22 protein-coding genes are annotated in these 19,873 nt (G+C 32.2%); 7 read left to right on the top strand and 15 right to left on the bottom strand.

Going from position 1 to position 19,873, the window contains the following annotated elements:
* Positions 1 to 15: 15 nt before the first annotated feature.
* The 3 genes from NST63_RS12410 to NST63_RS12400 all read right to left on the bottom strand — a co-directional run bounded on the left by NST63_RS12410 (position 16) and on the right by NST63_RS12400 (position 3,436).
* Complete coding sequence (locus NST63_RS12410; RefSeq protein ID WP_341042291.1) at positions 16 to 1,560, bottom strand: ABC-F family ATP-binding cassette domain-containing protein; 1,545 nt, start codon at positions 1,558 to 1,560, stop codon at positions 16 to 18.
* 397 nt (positions 1,561 to 1,957) lie between these two features.
* Positions 1,958 to 2,527: a YdcF family protein gene (locus NST63_RS12405; RefSeq protein WP_242598303.1), complete on the bottom strand. Its 570-nt coding sequence runs from the start codon at positions 2,525 to 2,527 to the stop codon at positions 1,958 to 1,960.
* A gap of 99 nt (positions 2,528 to 2,626) precedes the next feature.
* Positions 2,627 to 3,436: an Fpg/Nei family DNA glycosylase gene (locus NST63_RS12400; RefSeq protein WP_058005481.1), complete on the bottom strand. Its 810-nt coding sequence runs from the start codon at positions 3,434 to 3,436 to the stop codon at positions 2,627 to 2,629.
* A gap of 261 nt (positions 3,437 to 3,697) precedes the next feature.
* Here NST63_RS12400 and NST63_RS12395 point away from each other — a divergent pair, with 261 nt between their 5' ends.
* Entirely contained in the window at positions 3,698 to 5,272 is a 1,575-nt protein-coding gene (locus tag NST63_RS12395) for an IS1182 family transposase (protein WP_341042288.1), read from the top strand.
* A 117-nt stretch (positions 5,273 to 5,389) separates the two neighbouring features.
* On the opposite strand, the gene NST63_RS12390 is transcribed toward NST63_RS12395, so the two are convergent.
* Positions 5,390 to 6,145 (bottom strand): exodeoxyribonuclease III, encoded by a 756-nt coding sequence (locus tag NST63_RS12390; protein WP_058005480.1) that lies wholly within the window; start codon positions 6,143 to 6,145, stop codon positions 5,390 to 5,392.
* A 212-nt stretch (positions 6,146 to 6,357) separates the two neighbouring features.
* On the opposite strand from NST63_RS12390, the gene NST63_RS12385 reads away from it, so the two are divergent.
* The gene (locus tag NST63_RS12385; protein ID WP_065107310.1) at positions 6,358 to 6,510 is read left to right on the top strand and encodes a YpzG family protein; all 153 of its coding nucleotides are present in this window, start codon (positions 6,358 to 6,360) and stop codon (positions 6,508 to 6,510) included.
* A gap of 260 nt (positions 6,511 to 6,770) precedes the next feature.
* On the top strand, positions 6,771 to 8,486 hold the full coding sequence (locus tag NST63_RS12380) for a transglutaminase domain-containing protein (RefSeq protein WP_212945351.1): 1,716 nt from the start codon (positions 6,771 to 6,773) through the stop codon (positions 8,484 to 8,486).
* 50 nt (positions 8,487 to 8,536) lie between these two features.
* Here the strand turns inward: NST63_RS12380 and NST63_RS12375 are convergent, their stop codons facing one another.
* From NST63_RS12375 to NST63_RS12340, 8 genes are all read right to left on the bottom strand, one after another.
* Positions 8,537 to 9,463 carry a manganese-dependent inorganic pyrophosphatase gene (locus tag NST63_RS12375; RefSeq protein WP_341042285.1) on the bottom strand — a complete coding sequence of 309 codons (927 nt, stop codon included), beginning with the start codon at positions 9,461 to 9,463 and terminating at the stop codon, positions 8,537 to 8,539.
* A 163-nt stretch (positions 9,464 to 9,626) separates the two neighbouring features.
* Positions 9,627 to 10,268 (bottom strand): spore coat protein, encoded by a 642-nt coding sequence (locus NST63_RS12370; protein WP_058005477.1) that lies wholly within the window; start codon positions 10,266 to 10,268, stop codon positions 9,627 to 9,629.
* Positions 10,269 to 10,363: 95 nt separating this feature from the next.
* The gene (locus tag NST63_RS12365) at positions 10,364 to 10,792 is read right to left on the bottom strand and encodes a cell wall hydrolase (protein ID WP_071975990.1); all 429 of its coding nucleotides are present in this window, start codon (positions 10,790 to 10,792) and stop codon (positions 10,364 to 10,366) included.
* Positions 10,793 to 10,896: 104 nt separating this feature from the next.
* Positions 10,897 to 11,496, bottom strand: a complete 600-nt coding sequence (locus NST63_RS12360; protein ID WP_212945350.1) for a DUF4304 domain-containing protein — start codon at positions 11,494 to 11,496, stop codon at positions 10,897 to 10,899.
* Between the two features lie 126 nt (positions 11,497 to 11,622).
* The gene (locus NST63_RS12355; protein WP_341042282.1) at positions 11,623 to 12,828 is read right to left on the bottom strand and encodes a hypothetical protein; all 1,206 of its coding nucleotides are present in this window, start codon (positions 12,826 to 12,828) and stop codon (positions 11,623 to 11,625) included.
* A gap of 13 nt (positions 12,829 to 12,841) precedes the next feature.
* Positions 12,842 to 13,675 (bottom strand): hypothetical protein, encoded by an 834-nt coding sequence (locus NST63_RS12350; protein ID WP_341042281.1) that lies wholly within the window; start codon positions 13,673 to 13,675, stop codon positions 12,842 to 12,844.
* Positions 13,672 to 14,361 (bottom strand): ABC transporter ATP-binding protein, encoded by a 690-nt coding sequence (locus NST63_RS12345; RefSeq protein WP_058005472.1) that lies wholly within the window; start codon positions 14,359 to 14,361, stop codon positions 13,672 to 13,674. Before NST63_RS12345 ends, NST63_RS12350 begins: the two co-directional genes overlap by 4 nt.
* Positions 14,358 to 14,747: a GntR family transcriptional regulator gene (locus tag NST63_RS12340; protein WP_071975995.1), complete on the bottom strand. Its 390-nt coding sequence runs from the start codon at positions 14,745 to 14,747 to the stop codon at positions 14,358 to 14,360. Before NST63_RS12340 ends, NST63_RS12345 begins: the two co-directional genes overlap by 4 nt.
* 425 nt (positions 14,748 to 15,172) lie before the next feature.
* Here NST63_RS12340 and NST63_RS12335 point away from each other — a divergent pair, with 425 nt between their 5' ends.
* From NST63_RS12335 to NST63_RS12325, 3 genes are read left to right on the top strand one after another with little or no spacing between them, the layout of a single operon-like run.
* Positions 15,173 to 15,538: a DUF2089 domain-containing protein gene (locus NST63_RS12335; protein ID WP_018393054.1), complete on the top strand. Its 366-nt coding sequence runs from the start codon at positions 15,173 to 15,175 to the stop codon at positions 15,536 to 15,538.
* Positions 15,539 to 15,551: 13 nt separating this feature from the next.
* On the top strand, positions 15,552 to 15,941 hold the full coding sequence (locus NST63_RS12330; protein WP_212945347.1) for an SHOCT-like domain-containing protein: 390 nt from the start codon (positions 15,552 to 15,554) through the stop codon (positions 15,939 to 15,941).
* Between the two features lie 9 nt (positions 15,942 to 15,950).
* Entirely contained in the window at positions 15,951 to 16,232 is a 282-nt protein-coding gene (locus tag NST63_RS12325) for a hypothetical protein (protein WP_058005469.1), read from the top strand.
* A gap of 379 nt (positions 16,233 to 16,611) precedes the next feature.
* Here NST63_RS12325 and NST63_RS12320 read toward each other — a convergent pair whose 3' ends face one another.
* The 3 genes from NST63_RS12320 to NST63_RS12310 form a co-directional block, all read right to left on the bottom strand.
* The gene (locus NST63_RS12320) at positions 16,612 to 16,989 is read right to left on the bottom strand and encodes a YbaN family protein (RefSeq protein ID WP_212945373.1); all 378 of its coding nucleotides are present in this window, start codon (positions 16,987 to 16,989) and stop codon (positions 16,612 to 16,614) included.
* Positions 16,990 to 17,463: 474 nt separating this feature from the next.
* On the bottom strand, positions 17,464 to 17,715 hold the full coding sequence (locus tag NST63_RS12315) for a GlsB/YeaQ/YmgE family stress response membrane protein (RefSeq protein WP_212945346.1): 252 nt from the start codon (positions 17,713 to 17,715) through the stop codon (positions 17,464 to 17,466).
* A gap of 215 nt (positions 17,716 to 17,930) precedes the next feature.
* On the bottom strand, positions 17,931 to 18,653 hold the full coding sequence (locus NST63_RS12310; protein WP_212945345.1) for a hypothetical protein: 723 nt from the start codon (positions 18,651 to 18,653) through the stop codon (positions 17,931 to 17,933).
* 244 nt (positions 18,654 to 18,897) lie between these two features.
* Here NST63_RS12310 and NST63_RS12305 point away from each other — a divergent pair, with 244 nt between their 5' ends.
* Complete coding sequence (locus NST63_RS12305) at positions 18,898 to 19,830, top strand: magnesium transporter CorA family protein (protein ID WP_212945344.1); 933 nt, start codon at positions 18,898 to 18,900, stop codon at positions 19,828 to 19,830.
* Positions 19,831 to 19,873 lie beyond the last annotated feature (43 nt).

The raw sequence follows: 19,873 nt of genomic DNA, 5'->3' as shown, positions 1-19,873 counted from the left end.
ATCCTTTAATTTATTTTATCTGTAATCCTCAAGATTAAGTACGTTTGTGCACCATTCTTCATAAAATTCAGGTTCATGAGATACAATCAGTAATGTTCCTTCATATTGCTTTAGTGCTAACGCCAATGCTTCTTTTGCTTGAACATCTAAGTGATTCGTTGGCTCGTCAAGAATAAGCCAGTTACTTTTTTCTAACATCAATTGACATAATCTTACTTTCGTCTGTTCACCCCCACTTAAAGTATGAAGTGGTTGTAATATATGTTCTTTATTGATACCAGCACGTGCAAGAGCTTGGCGAATTTCTTTTTGATTCATTTGTTCATGCATAGACCAAATATAATCCATCGGTGTTTGTTCAACTGGCGTATGCCATTCTTGTTCGAAATAAGATGGCCTTACATTATCACCTATTGAAATTGTTCCGCTTAAAGGATTAATTTCACCCATCATTGTTTTTAGTAAGGTAGATTTTCCAATCCCATTATGTCCAATAATAGCAACTTTTTCACCTCTTTTTAAAGTAAAGTTTAAAGACGGGAGTAAAGGATAGGTATACCCAACAATAATATCTTTCGTTTCAATGATCGTACTAACGGGTCGTTCAGAAACGTGAAATGAATATCTTGGATGTAGGTTTCCCACCGGCTTTTCAATTCGTTCAATTTTTGCTAATTTCTTTTCTCTTGATTTTGCTTGTTTAGAAGTGGAAGAACGGACTTTATTTTTTTGAATATAGGTTTCAAGCTTGTGAATTTCCTGTTGCTGCTTACTATACGCAATATGAATTTGGTGTTTTCTTAATTCATAAGCTTCTAAGAATGCTTGATAATTCCCTACATACCTAGTTAAATGTTTATGCTCTAAATGAAAAATAACATTTACGACCTCGTTCAAAAAATGCGTATCATGTGATATAAGAATAAATGATTTCTTATAATTAATTAAATAGTCTTTCAACCAAACTATATGTTCGTAATCAAGATAATTCGTTGGTTCATCCAATAATAATATATCCGGCTCGGTTAATAGAAGTTTTGCCAACAATAATTTTGTACGTTGTCCACCACTTAATTGTGCAACATCCCGATCTAAACCTAGTGCTAGGATACCTAATCCAGATGAGACATCTTCAATTTTTGAATCAATAAGGTAAAAATCTTGAGCTTCTAATATATCCTGAATTAACGAATATCGTTTCAAGAGCCCTTGTAACTCACCCTCATTACATATCGCCATTTTATTTGTAATTCCTAACATTTCTTCTTCTATAACATATAAATGTTGAAATGCGCTTTTTAAAAAATCTAAAATACTTGTTCCTTTTTTCAATTCGATGTGCTGTTCTAAATAGCCAATTTGCTTATTAGGAAGCCAAGAAATGCTTCCATAATCAGGTAACAGTTGACCTGATAAAATTTTTAAAAGTGTTGATTTACCCGCTCCATTTGGGCCCACTAAACCAACCTTTTCTTTGTTCAATAAACGAAATTCAATATCTTTAAAAACTAATTGATCACCATAGAAATGAGTTAAATTTTCAACATGTACGATACTCATATTTTTTCCCTCCAAAAGTTCTGTTTGTAAGAACCAATCGTAAAACATGGAGGTTATAAACGATTAATATTTAATTTGAATGGACAATTCATTAGAAATATCTTAATTAGTCTCATTTATACAAATAAAAAAGGCAGGGAAATAGACCCTGCCCTATTCGTGTTTACGATTACCTGTTATACACGAATATTAAATAAGAATAAAGGTCTAATTATCCGATGTTTTACGATTGGCTTTGCTAAAAATGGGCATACTTATCCCGTCTTAAGCTAAAACCATTTGAAAAACAACGGACATACTCATTTGACCTTCATCTCTCCTTTAAAATAAATTTAGATTCTTCATAATCTTACCAAAAACGAAATAGGCAGTAAAGGGATAAATTCATTAATAATTCTCACTTCCCAATAATTTTCATTTTTAAAATGGCTAAATACTCCCTTAAATATAGTTTTGTTTTGACAATTTTAGGGGTTTTACCTGCAAGTGGATAAGCTTCGATCCCTAGTGATTTTGCCAATTGAAGTGATCGATAAAGATGAAAATCATTGCTAACGATTACTGCCTTCTTTATTTCTAAAAATTCCTTGGCATTTTGAAGATTCTCGAACGTATTTACGGACTTATCCTCAATAATAATTCGCTCATTCGGGATACCATGTTCTAATAAATAGGAGCGAAGAGCTTCAGCCTCAGGTATTTCCTCATCAGGTCCTTGCCCACCGGTAACAATCACTTTTGTCCCCTTATTCTCCTTTAAATAATGCAAACCTGTGATTGCTCGTTCATATAAAGCTTTTGACATAACCTGCCCATTCACCTTTGCTCCTAAAATAATTAGATATGGAACGTTTTTAGGAGGTTTTTCTTTTGCCACATTTTTTATTTGTTTATAAGTGAAAAGCACCCAAGCCAAACTGAAAAACAAAAATATTGAGATACAAGAAATAAATAACTTTTTTTTCATACATTCTCCCTCATACCCATTTTCAATCTATCAACATGTAAGACGTCATTTAATGGGTAGAGGTTTCAGTTTTAATCTACATTCAATTTAGTAATTTCGTTAAAATTGACAATGAGGGCAATAAAAGGTTTTTCGAGATGATATCATTTTTTTGATAATTTCTGAGCCACATCTCTCACATAATTCACCTTCACGATCATACACTTTACATTTATTATCAAAACCTCCTGTAAGCCGATCATCACGATAAAATGCATGGTTCATATATCCACCATATTGTATAGCTTTCCTTAAGATTAATTGAATGGATTCATACAATTGTTTCTTATCAATATCAGTTAAATCTTCTAAAGTTCTTGTAGGTAATAGCTGTGCGTGATAACAAATTTCATCAGAATAACAATTACCAATCCCAGATAAAAATTTTTGATCAATTAATTTGTTCTTTAGACGCCCACGCTTTTTATGTAAGTAGTTGATAAAAAATGGTAGAGTAAAATTAATATCCAATGGTTCTGGTCCTAAATTAGGCAATGCTTCATCTACTTCATTTATTGGATAAAGGTGTAAATAGCCTAAACGAAGACCAATAAAGTATAAATTCTCTACTCCGAAAGAAAGCTGAATTTGAATCGTTCGGTTAGGCTTCTCCTCCTCTGTACCATAATACATCCATCCTCCAAGCATAAGATGAAGAATGAGGACTCGACCATTTACCAAATAGAAAAGTAAATGCTTGCCTCTTCGATCAATACGAATAACTTTTTGGAGTAATATATCTTTAATAAACATATCCGGCCGACAATTTATTGATTTTTCACGATTGATTATAATATTCGTAATCGTCTTCCCTACAATTTTTTCATACAGCAATTTTTTATATGTTTCCATTTCAGGTAGTTCGGGCATCCGTTTTCCCCCTTTTTCGTGGAGTTATATATCAATTCCTTTTGTAGTCATTACATTCTCTTTATTCTTATCATGACAAATCAGAGAAAAAGTATTAAAAAAAAGAGGCTGGGACAAAACCCACTTCTGAGATGAAAAAGCCGGTGAAATTTTACGACAAGTAAAATTTCACCGGCTTTGATTATTTTTTGAATAAAAATAAGGACCACTTCTGATAAAATTAAGTCACCACAACAAAATTATACAGAAAGAAGGATCCTTATGTTTAAAAATTATACCATGAATCAATTAGTTTTGCCTTTAGATTTAGAAGTAAAATTACAAAAAAATGATATTGCCTTTCATATCCATCATCTAGTTGAAAGTATTCCTCATGAAGTTTTCGAACCATTTCTGCGAAATGAGGGCTGTACTGCTTATCATCCACGCATGATGCTTAAAATTATTTTATGTGCCTACACCCAATCTGTTTTTTCAGGGCGAAAAATTGAAGCCTTATTAAAAGACAGTATCCGGATGATGTGGCTAGCTCAAGGGTATGAACCAAGCTACCGTACAATCAATCGATTCCGTGTTCATTCAGATGTGAAAGAATTAATTCGCCAATGTTTCGTCCAATTTCGTTGCCAATTAATCGAAGAAAAACTAATCGATCAAGAAGCAATTTTTATTGATGGTACAAAGATTGAAGCAAATGCGAATAAATTTACGTTTGTCTGGAAGAAATCGATTGAGAAATATCATCACAGTTTAATTGAAAGGTCAAACCAGCTATATAACGAGCTACTTGAGAACGAAATTATACCTGAAATTGAACGGGAAGGTGATGAACAATTATCATTGAAAGAGCTCGCTCAATTGGTAGGAAAAGTGGACAATGTCGTAGCTGAGTATGATAAACAAATTGAGGAATCATCAGACGTTCCAGAACGAAAAGCTTTAAGAAGTGAACGCAAATACCCGAAACAAGTGCGTAAACAGTTGATTGATTTTGTCTTACGAAAACAAAAATATCAACGAGACTTTGAAATCTTAGGCACACGTAATAGCTATTCCAAAACAGATCTGGACGCGACATTTATGCGAATGAAAGATGATTATATGCAAAACGGACAATTGAAAGCTGGTTACAATGTACAAATCGCAACAGAAGGGCAATACACGCTTGCCTATAGTTTATTTTCAAACCCAACAGATACACGTACGTTAATTCCATTTCTTGATGAAATCGAGAACCATTATTTCGTGTTACCGAAACATATTGTCGCAGATGCAGGTTATGGTAGTGAACAAAACTATAATGATATCCTTTCGAACAGAAAACGAGAAGCACTGATTACGTATAATCTGTATTTGAAGGAGCAAAAGAAAAAGTACAAACAAAACCCATTGAATCCCGACAACTGGCAGTATTGTGAAGAAACAGATACATATATATGCCCTAACCAGAAACGTCTTGAATTTCAATATCATTCTGTCCGTACTGATCGTACGGGATTCCAACGAAGGTTCAAGATCTACGAGTGTGAGGACTGTTCGGGATGTCCATTCCGTTCATCATGTACAAAAGCGAAAGAAGGCAACAATCGAAAACTAATGGTGAATGAACAATGGGAACAACAAAAGGAATATGTGAGAGCGAAGCTTTCAGAAGAGAAAACGAGCTCCATCTATCGAAAACGCAAAATCGATGTGGAACCAGTTTTTGGATTCTTGAAGGCTAATTTGCGTTTCACTCGATTTTCTGTACGAGGAAAATCGAAGGTAGAAAATGAAATGGGACTCGCATTAATGGCCGTGAATTTAAGAAAATTCACGGCCAAACAACTACGGTAATAGAAGAATTAACACACAAAAATAGGAAAAGTTGAATTTGAGTTCGCTCAAATTCAACTTTTTCACTATTTGAAGCTAGTTATGTCCCAGCCTCTAGTAATGAACGAATATTTTTATTTACATTTTCATTTCAAGCATAACAGGACAATGATCACTTCCTAAAATTTCAGAGTGGATTTGTGAGTCCTGCAATGAGTCTACTAATCTATTAGATACAATAAAATAATCAATTCTCCAGCCAATATTTCTTTCTCTTACCTTATTCATATATGACCACCAAGTATAGGAGTCCGTTTTATCTGGGTAAAAATAACGAAAGGAATCAGTAAATCCCGTGTTCAATAAAGTACTCATCTTTTCTCTTTCTTCATCAGTAAAACCAGAGTTCCCTTTATTCGATTTTGGGTTTTTTAAATCAATTTCTTGATGGGCAACATTTAAATCACCACAATAAACAACTGGCTTTTCCTGATCCAATGAGATCAAATGTTCTTTAATTCTTTCTTCCCATTCTAAACGAAATGGTAATCTGGCAAGATCCCTCTGAGAATTTGGAGTGTACACATTCACTAAATAAAATTGATCAAATTCTAGAGTTAATATTCTACCTTCAGATTCATCTGTTTCATCACCCACGCCATATTTTACTGATAATGGCTTTTGTTTTGTAAAAACCGCTGTTCCGGAATATCCCTTTTTCTCAGCATAATTCCAATATTGATAGTAATTATCTAATTCAAGAGTTACTTGTCCATCCTGACATTTTGTTTCTTGAATACAAAAAATATCTGCATCAACTTCATTAAAATATGATAAAAATCCTTTATTTATACATGCTCTTATACCATTTACATTCCAAGATACGAATTTCATTTATAGAAAGCTCCTTGCTTTTTATTTTTAATAATCATTATTTCTAAATATTTATTATAACATTTTACATGAGTCATCAAAAGAATTTACCGCTATTAGATTTGTTTATTTCAATGAATTTTTTATCATTTACAGTACAAAATATTACTGATACTCATTTCTTGAGTATTTTACGTTTCTAAGTATAGATCCTTCCAAAGAGGTGATATTCGATGAGTTACAGAAACTTTTTAGATCCACAATCTGAACGATTTCACTATAGTACCACAAGAAGAAAACATACGAAATCACAAGTAAATGGACAAACACAAGTTTCTCAAAATATCATAATTCTTAGAAGCAATGCGAAAGCACATTTTTGGTAAGGTGAATACAAAGAAATGGACAAGAAGGACGCCCTGTGCGTCTTTTTTGTTTATTCCTTTGTCTGACGTCAGTGAATAAAGAACTATAAAAAAATGATTTCAATTGAATAAACCATTTCTCTTTCCCTTTATCTACCGGCAACCCATTTTAAAATAGGCTTTTTCGCTTATGTCTTTTATCACCAACTGTGTGATATAAATAATAAGATGTGGGAAATTTTGTATTTAAGTACAGTAATCAGGGGGATAGGAGGAATAAAATGGATGTAAAAAAATTACTAACAATTGCTGCATTATCATTAGTTTTAACTTCTGCGTGCAGTAATGGAAGTAAAACCCAGATGTCTGATAAGAAGGAAACAATCCAAGTAAGCACTGAAAACACAGAGTTAGCTAAATATGATAAATTAGTCAAAGAGAAAAATAATGAGCTTAAATTAGAGCCTCTAGAGCTCACTAATTATAAAGATAAAATCGGTGCAACATTAACCAATCCAAAATATAAAAAATTCGCCGTAAACAAAGAACTCACCATCTCTGGAGTTATTGAAAAAGAAGCTCAATTAAAAGAAAGATATGCATGGGTTAAAGTAAGTTCACTTGATATCATCGATTCAAATTCAGTTCAAGATTATTATATTCCTATAGAAAATGGAACATTTAAAGAGGATATTCATTTTTATAATGGAAAAGGAAACTACTCTATTAGAGTCATGCTCCCTGCTACAGATCGCAATAATTATTATTATGATCTTGCTACCTTCGAAGTCATTAATGTTCATCCAGAGAAACAAAGAGATGTAACCTATACTCCCTATGCACAAGATGCAAGTCTCGTTTTAAAGAATGTAGATTCAGGGTTGATTGAAGCATCCGAACATTTAAATTTGCAAGGGAAAGTAAAAAACTTAGAAAAAACAACGACTATTATGATTGAAGTAAAAAAAGATATGGAAAATTGGAAACACGAAATTCCTGTAAAAAATGGTCAATTTTCTTACGATGTTCCCCTTTTCTATGGGAAAGGACTTCATCAAATCAATGTCCTCGTACCTGATAAAATGAAAGATAATCGTTATCAATATGGCACTACACTTTTTGTCAATAATCGTTCAAATAAAAAGATGACACCAATAGAATTTTATCGAACATATGACGAAAGAGGGATTCAATTAGAAACACCTAGATTTGGTAATGACGAAACAAAACTCACTTATCAAATAAAAGGGAAAATCGACCCTCATGCTAACTTAGCCAAAGAAACCACACATATTTATATAAAAACAAAAAAAGATCAAGATGAAGCCCTTGATATCATCCCAGTAAAGGATTTTACATTTGACGGCTCCATTTATTTACGGTTCGGACCAGGTGAATATGAGGTATCAGTAAATGTACCTGAAATCAGGGAAAAGAACACAAATTATTTTCGTTATTTTTCAGTTGCCTCTTTCTCAGTAACTAATCTTGATACAAATGATCAAAGAGATCTATTACCATCAAGAGGGATACCATCGAAGCACTCAAAAATTATTAAACTTGCAAAAGAAATTACTAAAGACAGTAAAAATGATCGAGAAAAAGCGAAAGCAATTTATGATTTCACTTCGAAAAATATTTCCTATGATGTTCAGAAATTTAAAAACAATGAATTTGAATGGGATGATAATGCATTAAAAACTCTGCGCTTAAAAACCGGTGTCTGTCAGGATTATGCTTATCTAGCGGGAGCTCTGTTACGTGCAAGTAATATTGAAGCAAGAGTAATTTCGGGGAAGGCGGGTACAGGTATATTGAAAAATAATCATGCATGGATTGAAGCAAAAGTTAATGGAAAATGGTTAACTATGGATCCTACATGGGGCGCGGGATATGTTCAAAACGATCAATTTGTAGCAAAATATAATGAACAATATTTTGATCCTAATGAACAGGAGTTTAGGAAAACTCATATTAGAGAAAATATCGAGTACTAAGTAGCTTTAAGGGGGTGTCTGAAATATCAGACACCCCCTTTTTAATTTGTTTATTTTAAAGCATCAGTTAATTGAGGTACAATTTGTTTCTTGCGTGAAACAACACCTTTTAATACAGCTGTATTGTTTTCTAAGCTTACATTAAATGCCTTCTCTACGGCACTTGCTGCATTTCCTAAAGCAATGGCAACCGAATCACTATTTAATATGTCTGTCACAACAAATAGGAACAAGTCTAAATTCTTTTCAGAAATTTTGTTCGTTAATGCTACTTCTAATTCTTCCTTACGAGCCAACACATCATTTGTATCTACTGCATTCACTTGTGCAACTTCTACCTTATGTGTACCCATTTGGAATTCCTTCGCATCCAAACTGATTAGTTGTTCAATAGATTTATCACTTAAATCAGCCCCAGCTTTTAACATAGCCAAACCATATGTATCTACATCAACTCCAGCAATTTCCGCTAATTCTTTAGCTGCAGCAATATCTTGATCCGTACAAGTTGGAGATTTAAATAATAGTGAATCGGAAATAATTGCAGAAAGCATTAAACCAGCTGTTTCTTTATCGATAGCTACCCCATTCTCCTTGTACATTTTGTTTAAAATAGTAGCTGTACAACCTACGGGCTCTGCACGATAATACAAAGGATCACTTGTTTCAAAATTAGCAATACGATGGTGATCAATTACCTCAAAAACTTTTACTTGATCAATATCATCCGCGCTTTGTTGACGTTCATTATGATCAACTAAAATTACACCATTACTTTCATTTGCAACTGTCTGAACGAAACGAGGAGCATCTACTTTAAAGTAATCTAACGCATACTTTGTTTCACCATTTATTTCTCCTAACCGTACTGGCTCTGCTTCTACACCTAATTTCTTCTTTAATTCTGCATAAGCAATTGCCGAACAAATTGTGTCTGTGTCAGGATTTTTATGTCCAAAAACTAGTATCTTTTCCATCTTTATTCTCCTTATTTCTCAAGTTAAATAGGCTTTCTATATACCAATATTATTTTAGCACAAACACCTTTAAATAAAAAAGCAGTTTTCATTATTAGAACGATCCTATCCAAATTTTCATAAGAAAAACGTCAATCCAATGAATTGACGTTTTTACGATTATTTAGTGAGTCATATTATTAGTGTTTGGCATTTGCCCTCCTGTAGGGGCATACGCATGGAGCATTTGCTGCATATCTTGTTGAGCAAATTGTGGCACCTGATAATAATGATGTTTATTTTGATAAATTGACAGTTCATAGGCCATTTCAATACAGTTTGGTATGGAATCTGCTAACACTCTACGTACTACAGGGTTAGTCGTTTCACATGCAGCCACTGTCTTCATAGAAGCAGAAGATTTTACACCACCAAGCATTAAACCAGAAATGCATTCATCAGTCAATTCTGACACAGATTGTAAAGGTTTTTTCGGTTGTGACGGCTGCAATCCATAGACAAAATTATTATCTTGCTGCATTTTATAGCTTTGAGTAGGAACCGCTGGATCCTTACCCGATTGAAAGCAATCCACCAATGTATTATATTCCTGTTGCATAAATTGGTATTGTCGGTCTAAAATGTTTAATAGCTCCTGGTCTTGAACATGACCTCTTAATAATGTATATTGATCCATTAAGCCAATAGATCCTGATAATACTTCCCCTACATCCAATACTTCATGACCACCATGATTCATTTGTTGTGGAATATTGCCTGTATGCATATTTTGATGCATTTGGTTTGAGTTTTGCTGGTTTTGCATGAATCCTACCTCCTAATTAATTCATTTTACCTTTGTTAGTATGAATTAATTTAAAGGAGTTATTCACGAAACACCAATTACAAACTTGCTAAGTGTTAAAATGTGTTATATACATTTTGACATGTTTCAGCTGTTGGTTCATAAAAGCAATGATTTTTATATCTTGCAACTAATGGCTGATTGTACCAAGTTGCTGGACAATCACCTGGTGGTTTAAAATACCAAAGACTATACTTTGCCGGCCAAAAACTTTCACCATTAATTGATCGACGAGCCAAGCGCTTCTCTTTTTCCCTTGCCCTCTGATAAAAATAACCATGTATAGTAGCTTCAAAGGCATGAGGTTGAAAAACCATTTGCGGTACAGTGCGGAGCCCCTTGAAATCGGAGCAATTCGCTCTTATCCGATTAATGCCGACATTCCCTACAAGAAGCATACCTTGTATACCTTCCCCCTCTGCCTCAGCTCTTAGCAGCCTTGCTAAAAGTGCAATATCTGAATCAGTAGCCTTGACAACTGCCATTACTTCACCTCCATCTGCTTTTCACCTCTATCATATTCTTTATGGCTAGATTGATGACCATTGTGACATAAAAAAAGGAGGGAATAATTTCCCTCCTAATCAAATCATTCACCAAACTTAATGGCTTCTGCTTTAAATAATTGATGATATTCCTCATATTTATCCCAAAGTTTTAAATGTTTAGCAAAAAATTGGGCATTATAAAATTTATGATATGAATTGATTTCTCTTTCGATTTTTTCAAAAGCTCGTTCAATATTCGAGTATTTTTTTAGCCACGGCAAGCCCGTTTTCAAAAACGAATATTTAATATTATTGATAACATCCTCGATATTTTTTCCATTCGACCAAAACCACCAGATCGTTTCCTTCTCTCGATCAGGTTTATTTCCATTATTTTCTCCTTCATTTACACAACACAATTCCATCTGTACTTGACAATCATAATGATTGGGAAATTTATTAAATTCAATGATGGGGGGAATAAAATCAAAATAAATACCGATAGTAACATTTAAGGATTGGGCAGGCCAACCTGATAATTCGGAATAATATTTGCCAATATGATTAATGCTTATGACCCATGTACAGTTATCATGAACAGCATAATATCTTCTATTATTGATACTTTCAAACCCATATTCTTTTAAAACAGGATATAGGATTCGTTTTAATTTCTTATCAATTTTATTCCGAACAATCAAATTGATCCCCCCTCTATTTATTATTTTTAGGCTCTATTATATAAGACGTTTGAACACGGGAAAAAGTTTCAGATAATTATCAAAAACAGGAAATTACTAACATAAATGTTTCTAATCAACCTTTTATTACCTATTAACTTGGATTTCATTAAAATGAATGAAGTCCTTCTTATCATTTCCTTTTTTATTGATTTTGCCCTCGTAAAGTGATTTACCTGTACTGATCTCGTTAACAAATAAATAACTTTCATTATTCGTGTTTATATATGAACCTAATAGAAAAACTTTATTTTGGTCAAAGCTAAGTGTCATTCCCTCGTTCCAATCTTGACCATTTGAAGGTAATTGTAAAGTACACTCATTTTCAATCTTTTTGTTTTCTAGATTGTACGTATATAATTTCACGCCTTTTTTATCTCTAATGGTTAAATAAATTACTTGATCTATATACGCTTCAATGTTTGCATTTTTTAATTTTTCAGGAAGCTCAATGACTTCCTTTTTATTTTTTTCTAAATTGTATGCAATTAACTGACTTTGCAAAAGTTGTTCATCGGTGGATCCATCACTTTGTTCAACCATCGTAAATTGATCATTTTTAAATAAGAAATATTTATTTGGAATGGTACGATCAGAATAAGAATAACTGTTATATTGATTGTAGGTATCTCCAACCGGATCTGAGGTTAGAACATCATCACTCAGTAGCTTTTGCTTCTCAAGGTCAATCGTATATACATGTATTTCATTATTTGGAGTATTTGAATAAAGGTTTTGCGTATTGTTTGCGATAAGCTTTAATTGATTATTTTTTACTAACTGAACATCCTGAACATAGAAACTACCATATTGCTTTTCATTAGGGATAGATATTGTAAACGATGTTTTCTTATTGTCCTTCTTTTTTAACACGGAGGTTTTAATTTTAATATCATCCTCGATGTTAGAATAATTTTCATTGAAAATATTCGAATAAATTAAGAAATTCTTATCTTCATAAAACGAAGCTTCATTCAATTTACCACGCATAAAATTCCTATACTTTTTTCTTAATTGGTTAATTTTATGAGACTGTTGAAAATTATCTTCTAAAAAAGGATTATTCTTTTTAAAATCTGCTCCATTAACGGTTAACTTAAATTGATTAGAATCAGTATTCCCGACGTAATCCCCAGTAATGATCATTGACTTGATTTCTTTTTCATCACCACTAATTTTTTGAATATTTATCGTTGGTAAAGAATCCGCTGATACATTTGAATAGACGTAATACGTTCCGATACATATAACAACTAAAGCTACGACAATTGATGAATATATATAGCGTTTCATTCCAAATACCTCCTTAAACCGTTACCTTATTTTTTATTAAATAGACACTCATACTAATCGATCCAATAAGGACAACGATTCCCATAATTAATTCGATAAAGAATCTTTCAATTGGATAGAGGAAGTTTGGCATAAAAAATGTCTCAATAAGTAGTGGTGCAAAAAAGACGATAACTGAAAGAATACAGTATAACCCACCTAAGATGATACCCTTCAAGCGAAAGCTTCTTTCGAATAGAATGCCTGTAAAAAGGATTGTTACTGCTAAGAATCCTAATCCATAAAAAACGAGAAATGTTAAAAATGAACCAGGAATCAAAATGCTGAAATAGTCGGATAATTGAATAGCATCAACTAACTTCAATTCTATTCTGAATTCATTTGGAATAATGGCCTTAAAGATGAAGTTTTCAATCGGAAATAGTATAAGTTGAATGGCAATTAATCCTAAAACTAATAAGAAAATCGTTAATGCTTTTGATAGAAAAATATTCACTCTTGAAGTAGGCAGCATCAATAATCGGTAAATAAACGTATTTTTTCCAAACCATTCACGATACCAAATGAAAAATAAATAGATTACTAACGCTGCTGCACAAAGTGCAACTGAAAAGAAGAACCATGATGTATTCAGCATTATTTTAAAGTCAATGGTTCCATTTTGGCTAACATATTCTGATGCATTTATGGAAGTTTCTCGTATCGTTTCATTCACATTATTCATATAATTTAAGGTTTTATAGATTACTCCAGTTATTTGAATGACGACTGTTAGTAAAATTAACACGATGTAGATTTTTTTAAATCGATTCAATTCAAAATTCAACAATTTTAAAAACTTATTCACCCTCTGTACACCTCTCTCATCACATCAACAACCGATTTCCCCTCTGTCAAACGAATTTCTTCTGTATTAAATTCTTTTAATACATTTCCGTTATCTATGAGAACAACCTTATCAATTAAGTGTTCAATATCATTTATTTCATGGGTTGTAATAATGACACCTCTGTCTTCGACTAGGTGACTCGTGAACACTTCTGCTATTTGCTCTCTGCTAAAAATATCAATACCTGAGAATGGTTCATCCATTAAAACATAGTCAACATCAATACAAAGTCCTAATAATAAATTTACTTTCGCCACATTTCCCTTAGAAAGCTCAGAAATTCGTGTTCCTTTATCTAGTTTAAAAAATGTAAGCAAGTCGTCCGCACGCTGTTGGTTCCAATTTTCATAAAAGTCATCCATAAATACCATTGATTGGTGGATTGTCATGTGGGGAAGCATGGTAATCGCATCTGGTATAAACGTGATTTTTTCATAGCTAGATTTAGTTAATTTTGCACCATCGATAAGTATTTTTCCGCTATTAATGGGAGTTAGACCTACGATGGCTTTCAATGTTGTTGTTTTCCCTACTCCATTGATCCCAATTAAACAGGTTATTTCTCCTTTATTAGCAGTAAATGAAACACCGTTTAGTACTTTTTTACGACCATACCTTTTCGTAATATTTTGGACCTCGATCATTCCAGTTCCTTCCTTTCGTTTTCTGATGAATTATATTTTTCCTTTATTAATTCAAGTAACTCGTCAACTGGGACATTAATAGACCGAATGGATTGAACAAAGGAATCCACTGCTTCAACAATTAACTCTGTTCTTACCTTACTTAAAACAACCTCGTCATTTGTAATTCTACTTGGGTAATTTTTTTCAGTGTGTATCAACCCTTGTTCCTCCATTTCCTTATAGGCTCTTTGTGCAGTATTCGGATTAATTTTCAGCATTGAGGCAAGCTCTCTTCGCGAAGGAATTTCTTGGCCCTTTTCTAACATACCTATTGCAATTTGTTCCTTGAAGTACCGTACAACCTGTACATAGACAGGATCACGATTATTAAAATTAATTTTCATTGAAACATCTCCTATGTGATGTGTGTATTAAGTGATTCATACATAGATGACAAAATTATATGTATTATGGCATTCATACACCTCTTGTGTGTATTATATGGTTCATACACATAGTGTGTCAAGTAAATTTTTCTAAGCTACACAAATAAGAATTGGTTATTTAAAACTATCAAATATCATTGATTACAAAACAAAATCGCAAAGTCTCGATATATGGTTATGAGACAATGGGAATGTTCACAAGGGAAAAACATCAATCCTTCTAAAAAATGTTATTTTCGAATAAATACCCAAACTCATTATTAATAATTTTAAACAATTGATTAATATTATTAATTTTATTTAACGAAATGTTTAAATATTATTATTTATATTTTCAATTTTATGTTGTATAATTGAATCAACTAATAGGAAGGGATTTTATTATGGCTTATAAAGTAATCACAAATTGTCCTGTCTGCAGTAAAACATTGAAAATTACAAAGTTGCAGTGCTCTCATTGTCATACTACGATTGAAAATGAGTTTGAATTATCAAAGCTGGCATCCTTATCTAAGGATCAGCTTCATTTTGTGGAAGTATTTTTAACTTGCAGAGGGAATATCAAAGAAGTTGAAAAGGAACTGGGGATTTCATATCCAACGGTTCGAGGTAAGCTAACAGATATCATTTCATCCCTTGGATATGTGCAGAAGAAGAAAAATGAAGTAGACGAGAAAAAAGTTGTCACTATGTTGGAAAATGGCGAGATCACACCAGAAGAAGCCATTAAGCTCTTAAAAGAGGAATAGGGAGGAATTTATCATGAAAGAGGAAATTACAAGAGTGTTAACAATGGTTCAAGAAGGTAAGATTGATGCAGATAAGGGATCAGAACTGATTCAAGTATTAAAAGAGAAAGAAGAAACAGGTAATAAGCCTTTTGATAAACCAAGTAAATATTTAGATAAAACATTGAAAATTCGTGTAGTATCAACCGAAAATGATAATGTCACTGTCAACTTACCTATCAAACTTGTCAAGGTAGTATTAATGGCAGGACATAGTATTGCTGCGAGTATTCCACAAGCGGAAAAATATGTGAAAGATATAGACATAGACCTTATTATTGATGCAATCGAAAACGAATTAGATGGACAAATTGTTGATATTCAATCGGCAAACGGGGATACCGTTTCGGTTATCATTGATTAGTGATTGCTTATGATGCATGTAAAAGTAAAAGCAAAAGACGTGCGGTTTACCATCCCTATCCCATACTCTATTTTAAACATTGTTATTTCAATTTTTTCTTCAAAAATTTTCCATCAAAATATAAACAGATGGACAAAAGAGCATTTCGAAAGAAAAAAATTGGACTTTACCTTACCACTAATAGAGAAAAATACATTAAAGCCTATCGTAAAGGAATTGAAAAAATATAAGGGAATCGTGCTAGTAGATGTCAAAGCTAAGGACGGTACTGAGGTTAAGGTTAGACTATAATGTATTCTAGAATACACCATCCACTGAACTGCTTTTCGATGAATGCTCTATTACAAATATTGTTACTAATTTAGTAATGTTTTAACCAAAAAAAAGTTAAGTCTAAATAGCCCCATCATCTCAATGAATAAAAGCTGCAACCTTTATAAGAACGCTAATTCCAATTTTTTTATGTGAAAGCCAGCAGAAAGTTTTGCTTATATAAGAGCAAAACAGCCTTTTAAATAATGTCTAATTACCCGCTACCAATACCGAGAAAATGATTAAATGCTTAAATGAGAATAACCCCGTTCTATATTTAGGACGGGGTAAAAATATAGATTTCATTTTTTGATGAAAGGTGCTTCACTATATTTAAAAATAAAATGCAGTTTAAAATCTATTCAATCGTTTTGATTTTTTTAATAAAATAATAATGTTTATATAGAGCCAAAACTACTAATACTATTTTTAGCAAAAGGAAATCGACGTATATGACAGAAATTAAAATAAAGATATCAGCTATTAAATTGATACGGATTTTCTCTTTTCGTGTCATTCCTTTTTTCTGAAGAAATGCTAAAACGTATTTTTTATAAATAGTCGTGCCTTTGAACCACTTTTCAAATCGTTTTGAACTTTTCGTAAAACAAAAAGTTGCAAATAAATAAAACGGACCGCCAGGCAAGCCTGGTAGTACAGTCCCAACAATACCAATCCCTAAAGAGATGAAACCTAAAAGCATAAACAGGAAACTTTTTATTTTTTTTACTGTCATCACCTTTTTATACATCCTTCGATACAATAAGATTCAATCATGTACGTTCCTTTTTCTTAACTTAATATGATCGTAACATAAATTGAATCGGAGTCAATAAACAAACAGATCTATCGTCATAAAAAAGCAAATATGGTTTTCAATAAGATTAAAAATACATATGAGTACTACAAAAAGACTTTTTTGCGTTTACAACTAATATATAACAATAATGTTTGACATGTCCCTACTAGTTTGATAGATTCACCTTTATTATTATTGATCTATTTTGGATAACAAAAGATCCAAAATTAAGTCCAAAACATAACATAAATAGTACTGGTAATTATTTATCCACAAAAGAACAGCACCTTCGCCATGAGGTGCTGCTGTATAGTTATATTTGTTTTATTCCTTACATTTATAGAAAAAACAATTGGCATCAACTATATATTTTGTTTACATAATAATATTATAGATAACTTTGTTTTTGTTCTAACTTCTTCTTAAACTCTTCATAATGAAGGTTAAAATTAATATGAGAACAATTGCTCCAATTAAAGCTGGAATAATATAGAATCCACCAGTTTCAGGTCCCCATTCCCCTAATATTAATGAACCTACCCAAGCTCCAATAAATCCTGCAATGATATTGCCGATAATCCCTCCTGGTACATCTCGACCTATGATCAAACCTGCTAGCCATCCTATAATTCCTCCGACAATTAAAGCCCAAATAATTCCCATAACTTTTTCACTCCTCATTTTTAATTAGTATTGTTTAATAATTAAAATACCCATTTTTACATTTCATAAACAAAAAACTAGATTCAAGCTAATAGAATTAACTGTTTTCAACTTCATCCCTATACCAATTTAAAATCCCATAGTTTTGTAGGTATCAAATATAATCAGCACGAAGGATCCTTTCACTATTTTGTAAATATGAAAATCTACGATAATTAATCTTCTGAAATTGGTGTGTGAGCTTGATTTTTCATTTTATCTTCCATTATATTAAGATCATTTTTAAATTTCTCTCTAATTACCTCTTTGCTACCGAATAGTAATATTTGATCACCTTCGTGGATTTTCGTCTGATAGATATTTTTTCTGATTTTCAATTCTCCTCTTTTAATAAACAATACAACCATATCTAACTGGTCGTATTGTTTGAGTACGTCCTTAATGGTGTTATGAAATAAATAAGATTCTTTATATATGTGAAGATTTACTAGATCATCTTTTTTATCGGTTAAAAATATATCTCGCATAGGTAAATCACCTAGTTCAATATTTTTCTTCATATTTTTATTAAATAATTGGGACAATCCCCTTTGGATGGAAGTCAATTTTAATACTCCTAGTACCATTAATAGCCCTGTTGCAACATATAGAGTTTCCTTTATTCCTAAATCATCTGAAAGAAAATTACTTATAGATGAAATAATTATTGCAAGTGAAAATGCTCCAAATAATATAAGAAATATCGCTAGCTTTCTACGAACTGGATGTCCTAATATAAGTTCTGATTCTCCAGTTGTAAACCCTGTACCTGTCATCATCGAGATGACTTGAAAACGCGAAACTTCCAATTTCAGACCAGTTAATCGAAATAGTATGACATGAATTTCTATGACAGCCGTGATGACAATAAAATAAATGAGTAAAAATAGTAAATTCATTTTATTCACCCCACAATAAAATTTGAGAAATAATGATACGTTTTTAGACAATGCTGCTTCGTAATATCGTATTTCATAAGCCGATATTTCGTTTCTCCTGAAATAATAGAATGGTGTCTATCTTTAATATTTTTTAATCTGTTATTCCCTCCTTCCTTTCACAAAAAAACATAGTTATCAGAGGTTTTATTTTTTCAGCAATCGGGAATGGGTAGGAAAACACTTTAAAAATAGGGGTGATAATATGACAACTAGTTGGAAATGGTATCAATTTAAGAAAAATGAAATAGATCAAATAAAACAAATTATTGAAGAAGATAGCTACTCCTTGAATAAGGAATGGCTCAATCAAGTGAAGGAAAATAGGAAAAATATATTAAGAATTGAAATACACGATGATAATAAAAGAATTGTGAAGGGATCACTTATTTACAAACAAAATTTCAAGGATGAACAGGATTACAAAATCTTTCATTTTTATTTAACTCATGATCAGTTCATTGCCGTAGATCTTGATTTATCAGTTCTTAAACGAAATAATAAATCCTTCCTTCTAGCACAAATTGATCGGGCAGACAATGCAATTGATGGATTTTTAATCATTATTGGTGAACTAATGAATGAGATGTTATATGGAATTGATCGATTTGAAGATGAACTAAAAAAAATGACTTGGCATTTTCATAAAAAAAATGAAACGAGCATTCTCGATAAAATTTATAAGCGTCGCCATGAGCTATTAGTTTGGAAAAGTCTTTTAATTCCAGTAAAAGAATTGAAAATCGGAATTGAGGAAGCCTTCCTTGAGGATGTAAATAAAGGAGAAATATTTAAACGTACATGTAAAAGAATTGAACGAGCTATCGAGCTAATCAACGAATACGAGCATGAAATTGATTCTATTATTAATCTAGAAGAAGTGATTTCCTCCCATCGGGGAAATGAAATAATGAAAACTTTAACTGTAATAACGACTATTTTCACTCCATTAATGGCTTTAGGGGCGTTATGGGGAATGAACTTCAAATCTATGCCGGAACTTGAATGGAAATATGGCTACTTACTATCATTATTACTTATCGTTGTCTCAACCATTGGATTTTATGGTTATTTAAAAATGAAAGGCTGGACTGGAGACCTTTTGAAAAGTAATAAAAAAGGGTCATTTTTTAAATAAAATACTTAGTAGATCTAGTAGTATATATGAAGACCAACGCATT

The organism is Heyndrickxia sp. FSL W8-0496, from assembly GCF_038007825.1.
GTDB classification, from domain to species: Bacteria; Bacillota; Bacilli; order Bacillales; family Bacillaceae_C; genus Heyndrickxia; species Heyndrickxia oleronia.
Note: the sequence above shows the minus strand (reverse complement) of the source record. Positions and strands in the feature narration are given on the sequence as shown.

Bases quoted from the DNA above. Each gene is read 5' to 3' on its own strand.
- NST63_RS12410 (WP_341042291.1), bottom strand. From the start codon at position 1,560: ATGAGTATCGTACATGTTGAAAATTTAACTCATTTCTATGGTGATCAA.
- NST63_RS12405 (WP_242598303.1), bottom strand. From the start codon at position 2,527: ATGAAAAAAAAGTTATTTATTTCTTGTATCTCAATATTTTTGTTTTTC.
- NST63_RS12400 (WP_058005481.1), bottom strand. From the start codon at position 3,436: ATGCCCGAACTACCTGAAATGGAAACATATAAAAAATTGCTGTATGAA.
- NST63_RS12395 (WP_341042288.1), top strand. From the start codon at position 3,698: ATGTTTAAAAATTATACCATGAATCAATTAGTTTTGCCTTTAGATTTA.
- NST63_RS12390 (WP_058005480.1), bottom strand. From the start codon at position 6,145: ATGAAATTCGTATCTTGGAATGTAAATGGTATAAGAGCATGTATAAAT.
- NST63_RS12385 (WP_065107310.1), top strand. From the start codon at position 6,358: ATGAGTTACAGAAACTTTTTAGATCCACAATCTGAACGATTTCACTAT.
- NST63_RS12380 (WP_212945351.1), top strand. From the start codon at position 6,771: ATGGATGTAAAAAAATTACTAACAATTGCTGCATTATCATTAGTTTTA.
- NST63_RS12375 (WP_341042285.1), bottom strand. From the start codon at position 9,463: ATGGAAAAGATACTAGTTTTTGGACATAAAAATCCTGACACAGACACA.
- NST63_RS12370 (WP_058005477.1), bottom strand. From the start codon at position 10,268: ATGCAAAACCAGCAAAACTCAAACCAAATGCATCAAAATATGCATACA.
- NST63_RS12365 (WP_071975990.1), bottom strand. From the start codon at position 10,792: ATGGCAGTTGTCAAGGCTACTGATTCAGATATTGCACTTTTAGCAAGG.
- NST63_RS12355 (WP_341042282.1), bottom strand. From the start codon at position 12,828: ATGAAACGCTATATATATTCATCAATTGTCGTAGCTTTAGTTGTTATA.
- NST63_RS12345 (WP_058005472.1), bottom strand. From the start codon at position 14,361: ATGATCGAGGTCCAAAATATTACGAAAAGGTATGGTCGTAAAAAAGTA.
- NST63_RS12340 (WP_071975995.1), bottom strand. From the start codon at position 14,747: ATGAAAATTAATTTTAATAATCGTGATCCTGTCTATGTACAGGTTGTA.
- NST63_RS12335 (WP_018393054.1), top strand. From the start codon at position 15,173: ATGGCTTATAAAGTAATCACAAATTGTCCTGTCTGCAGTAAAACATTG.
- NST63_RS12330 (WP_212945347.1), top strand. From the start codon at position 15,552: ATGAAAGAGGAAATTACAAGAGTGTTAACAATGGTTCAAGAAGGTAAG.
- NST63_RS12325 (WP_058005469.1), top strand. From the start codon at position 15,951: ATGATGCATGTAAAAGTAAAAGCAAAAGACGTGCGGTTTACCATCCCT.
- NST63_RS12320 (WP_212945373.1), bottom strand. From the start codon at position 16,989: ATGACAGTAAAAAAAATAAAAAGTTTCCTGTTTATGCTTTTAGGTTTC.
- NST63_RS12315 (WP_212945346.1), bottom strand. From the start codon at position 17,715: ATGGGAATTATTTGGGCTTTAATTGTCGGAGGAATTATAGGATGGCTA.
- NST63_RS12310 (WP_212945345.1), bottom strand. From the start codon at position 18,653: ATGAATTTACTATTTTTACTCATTTATTTTATTGTCATCACGGCTGTC.
- NST63_RS12305 (WP_212945344.1), top strand. From the start codon at position 18,898: ATGACAACTAGTTGGAAATGGTATCAATTTAAGAAAAATGAAATAGAT.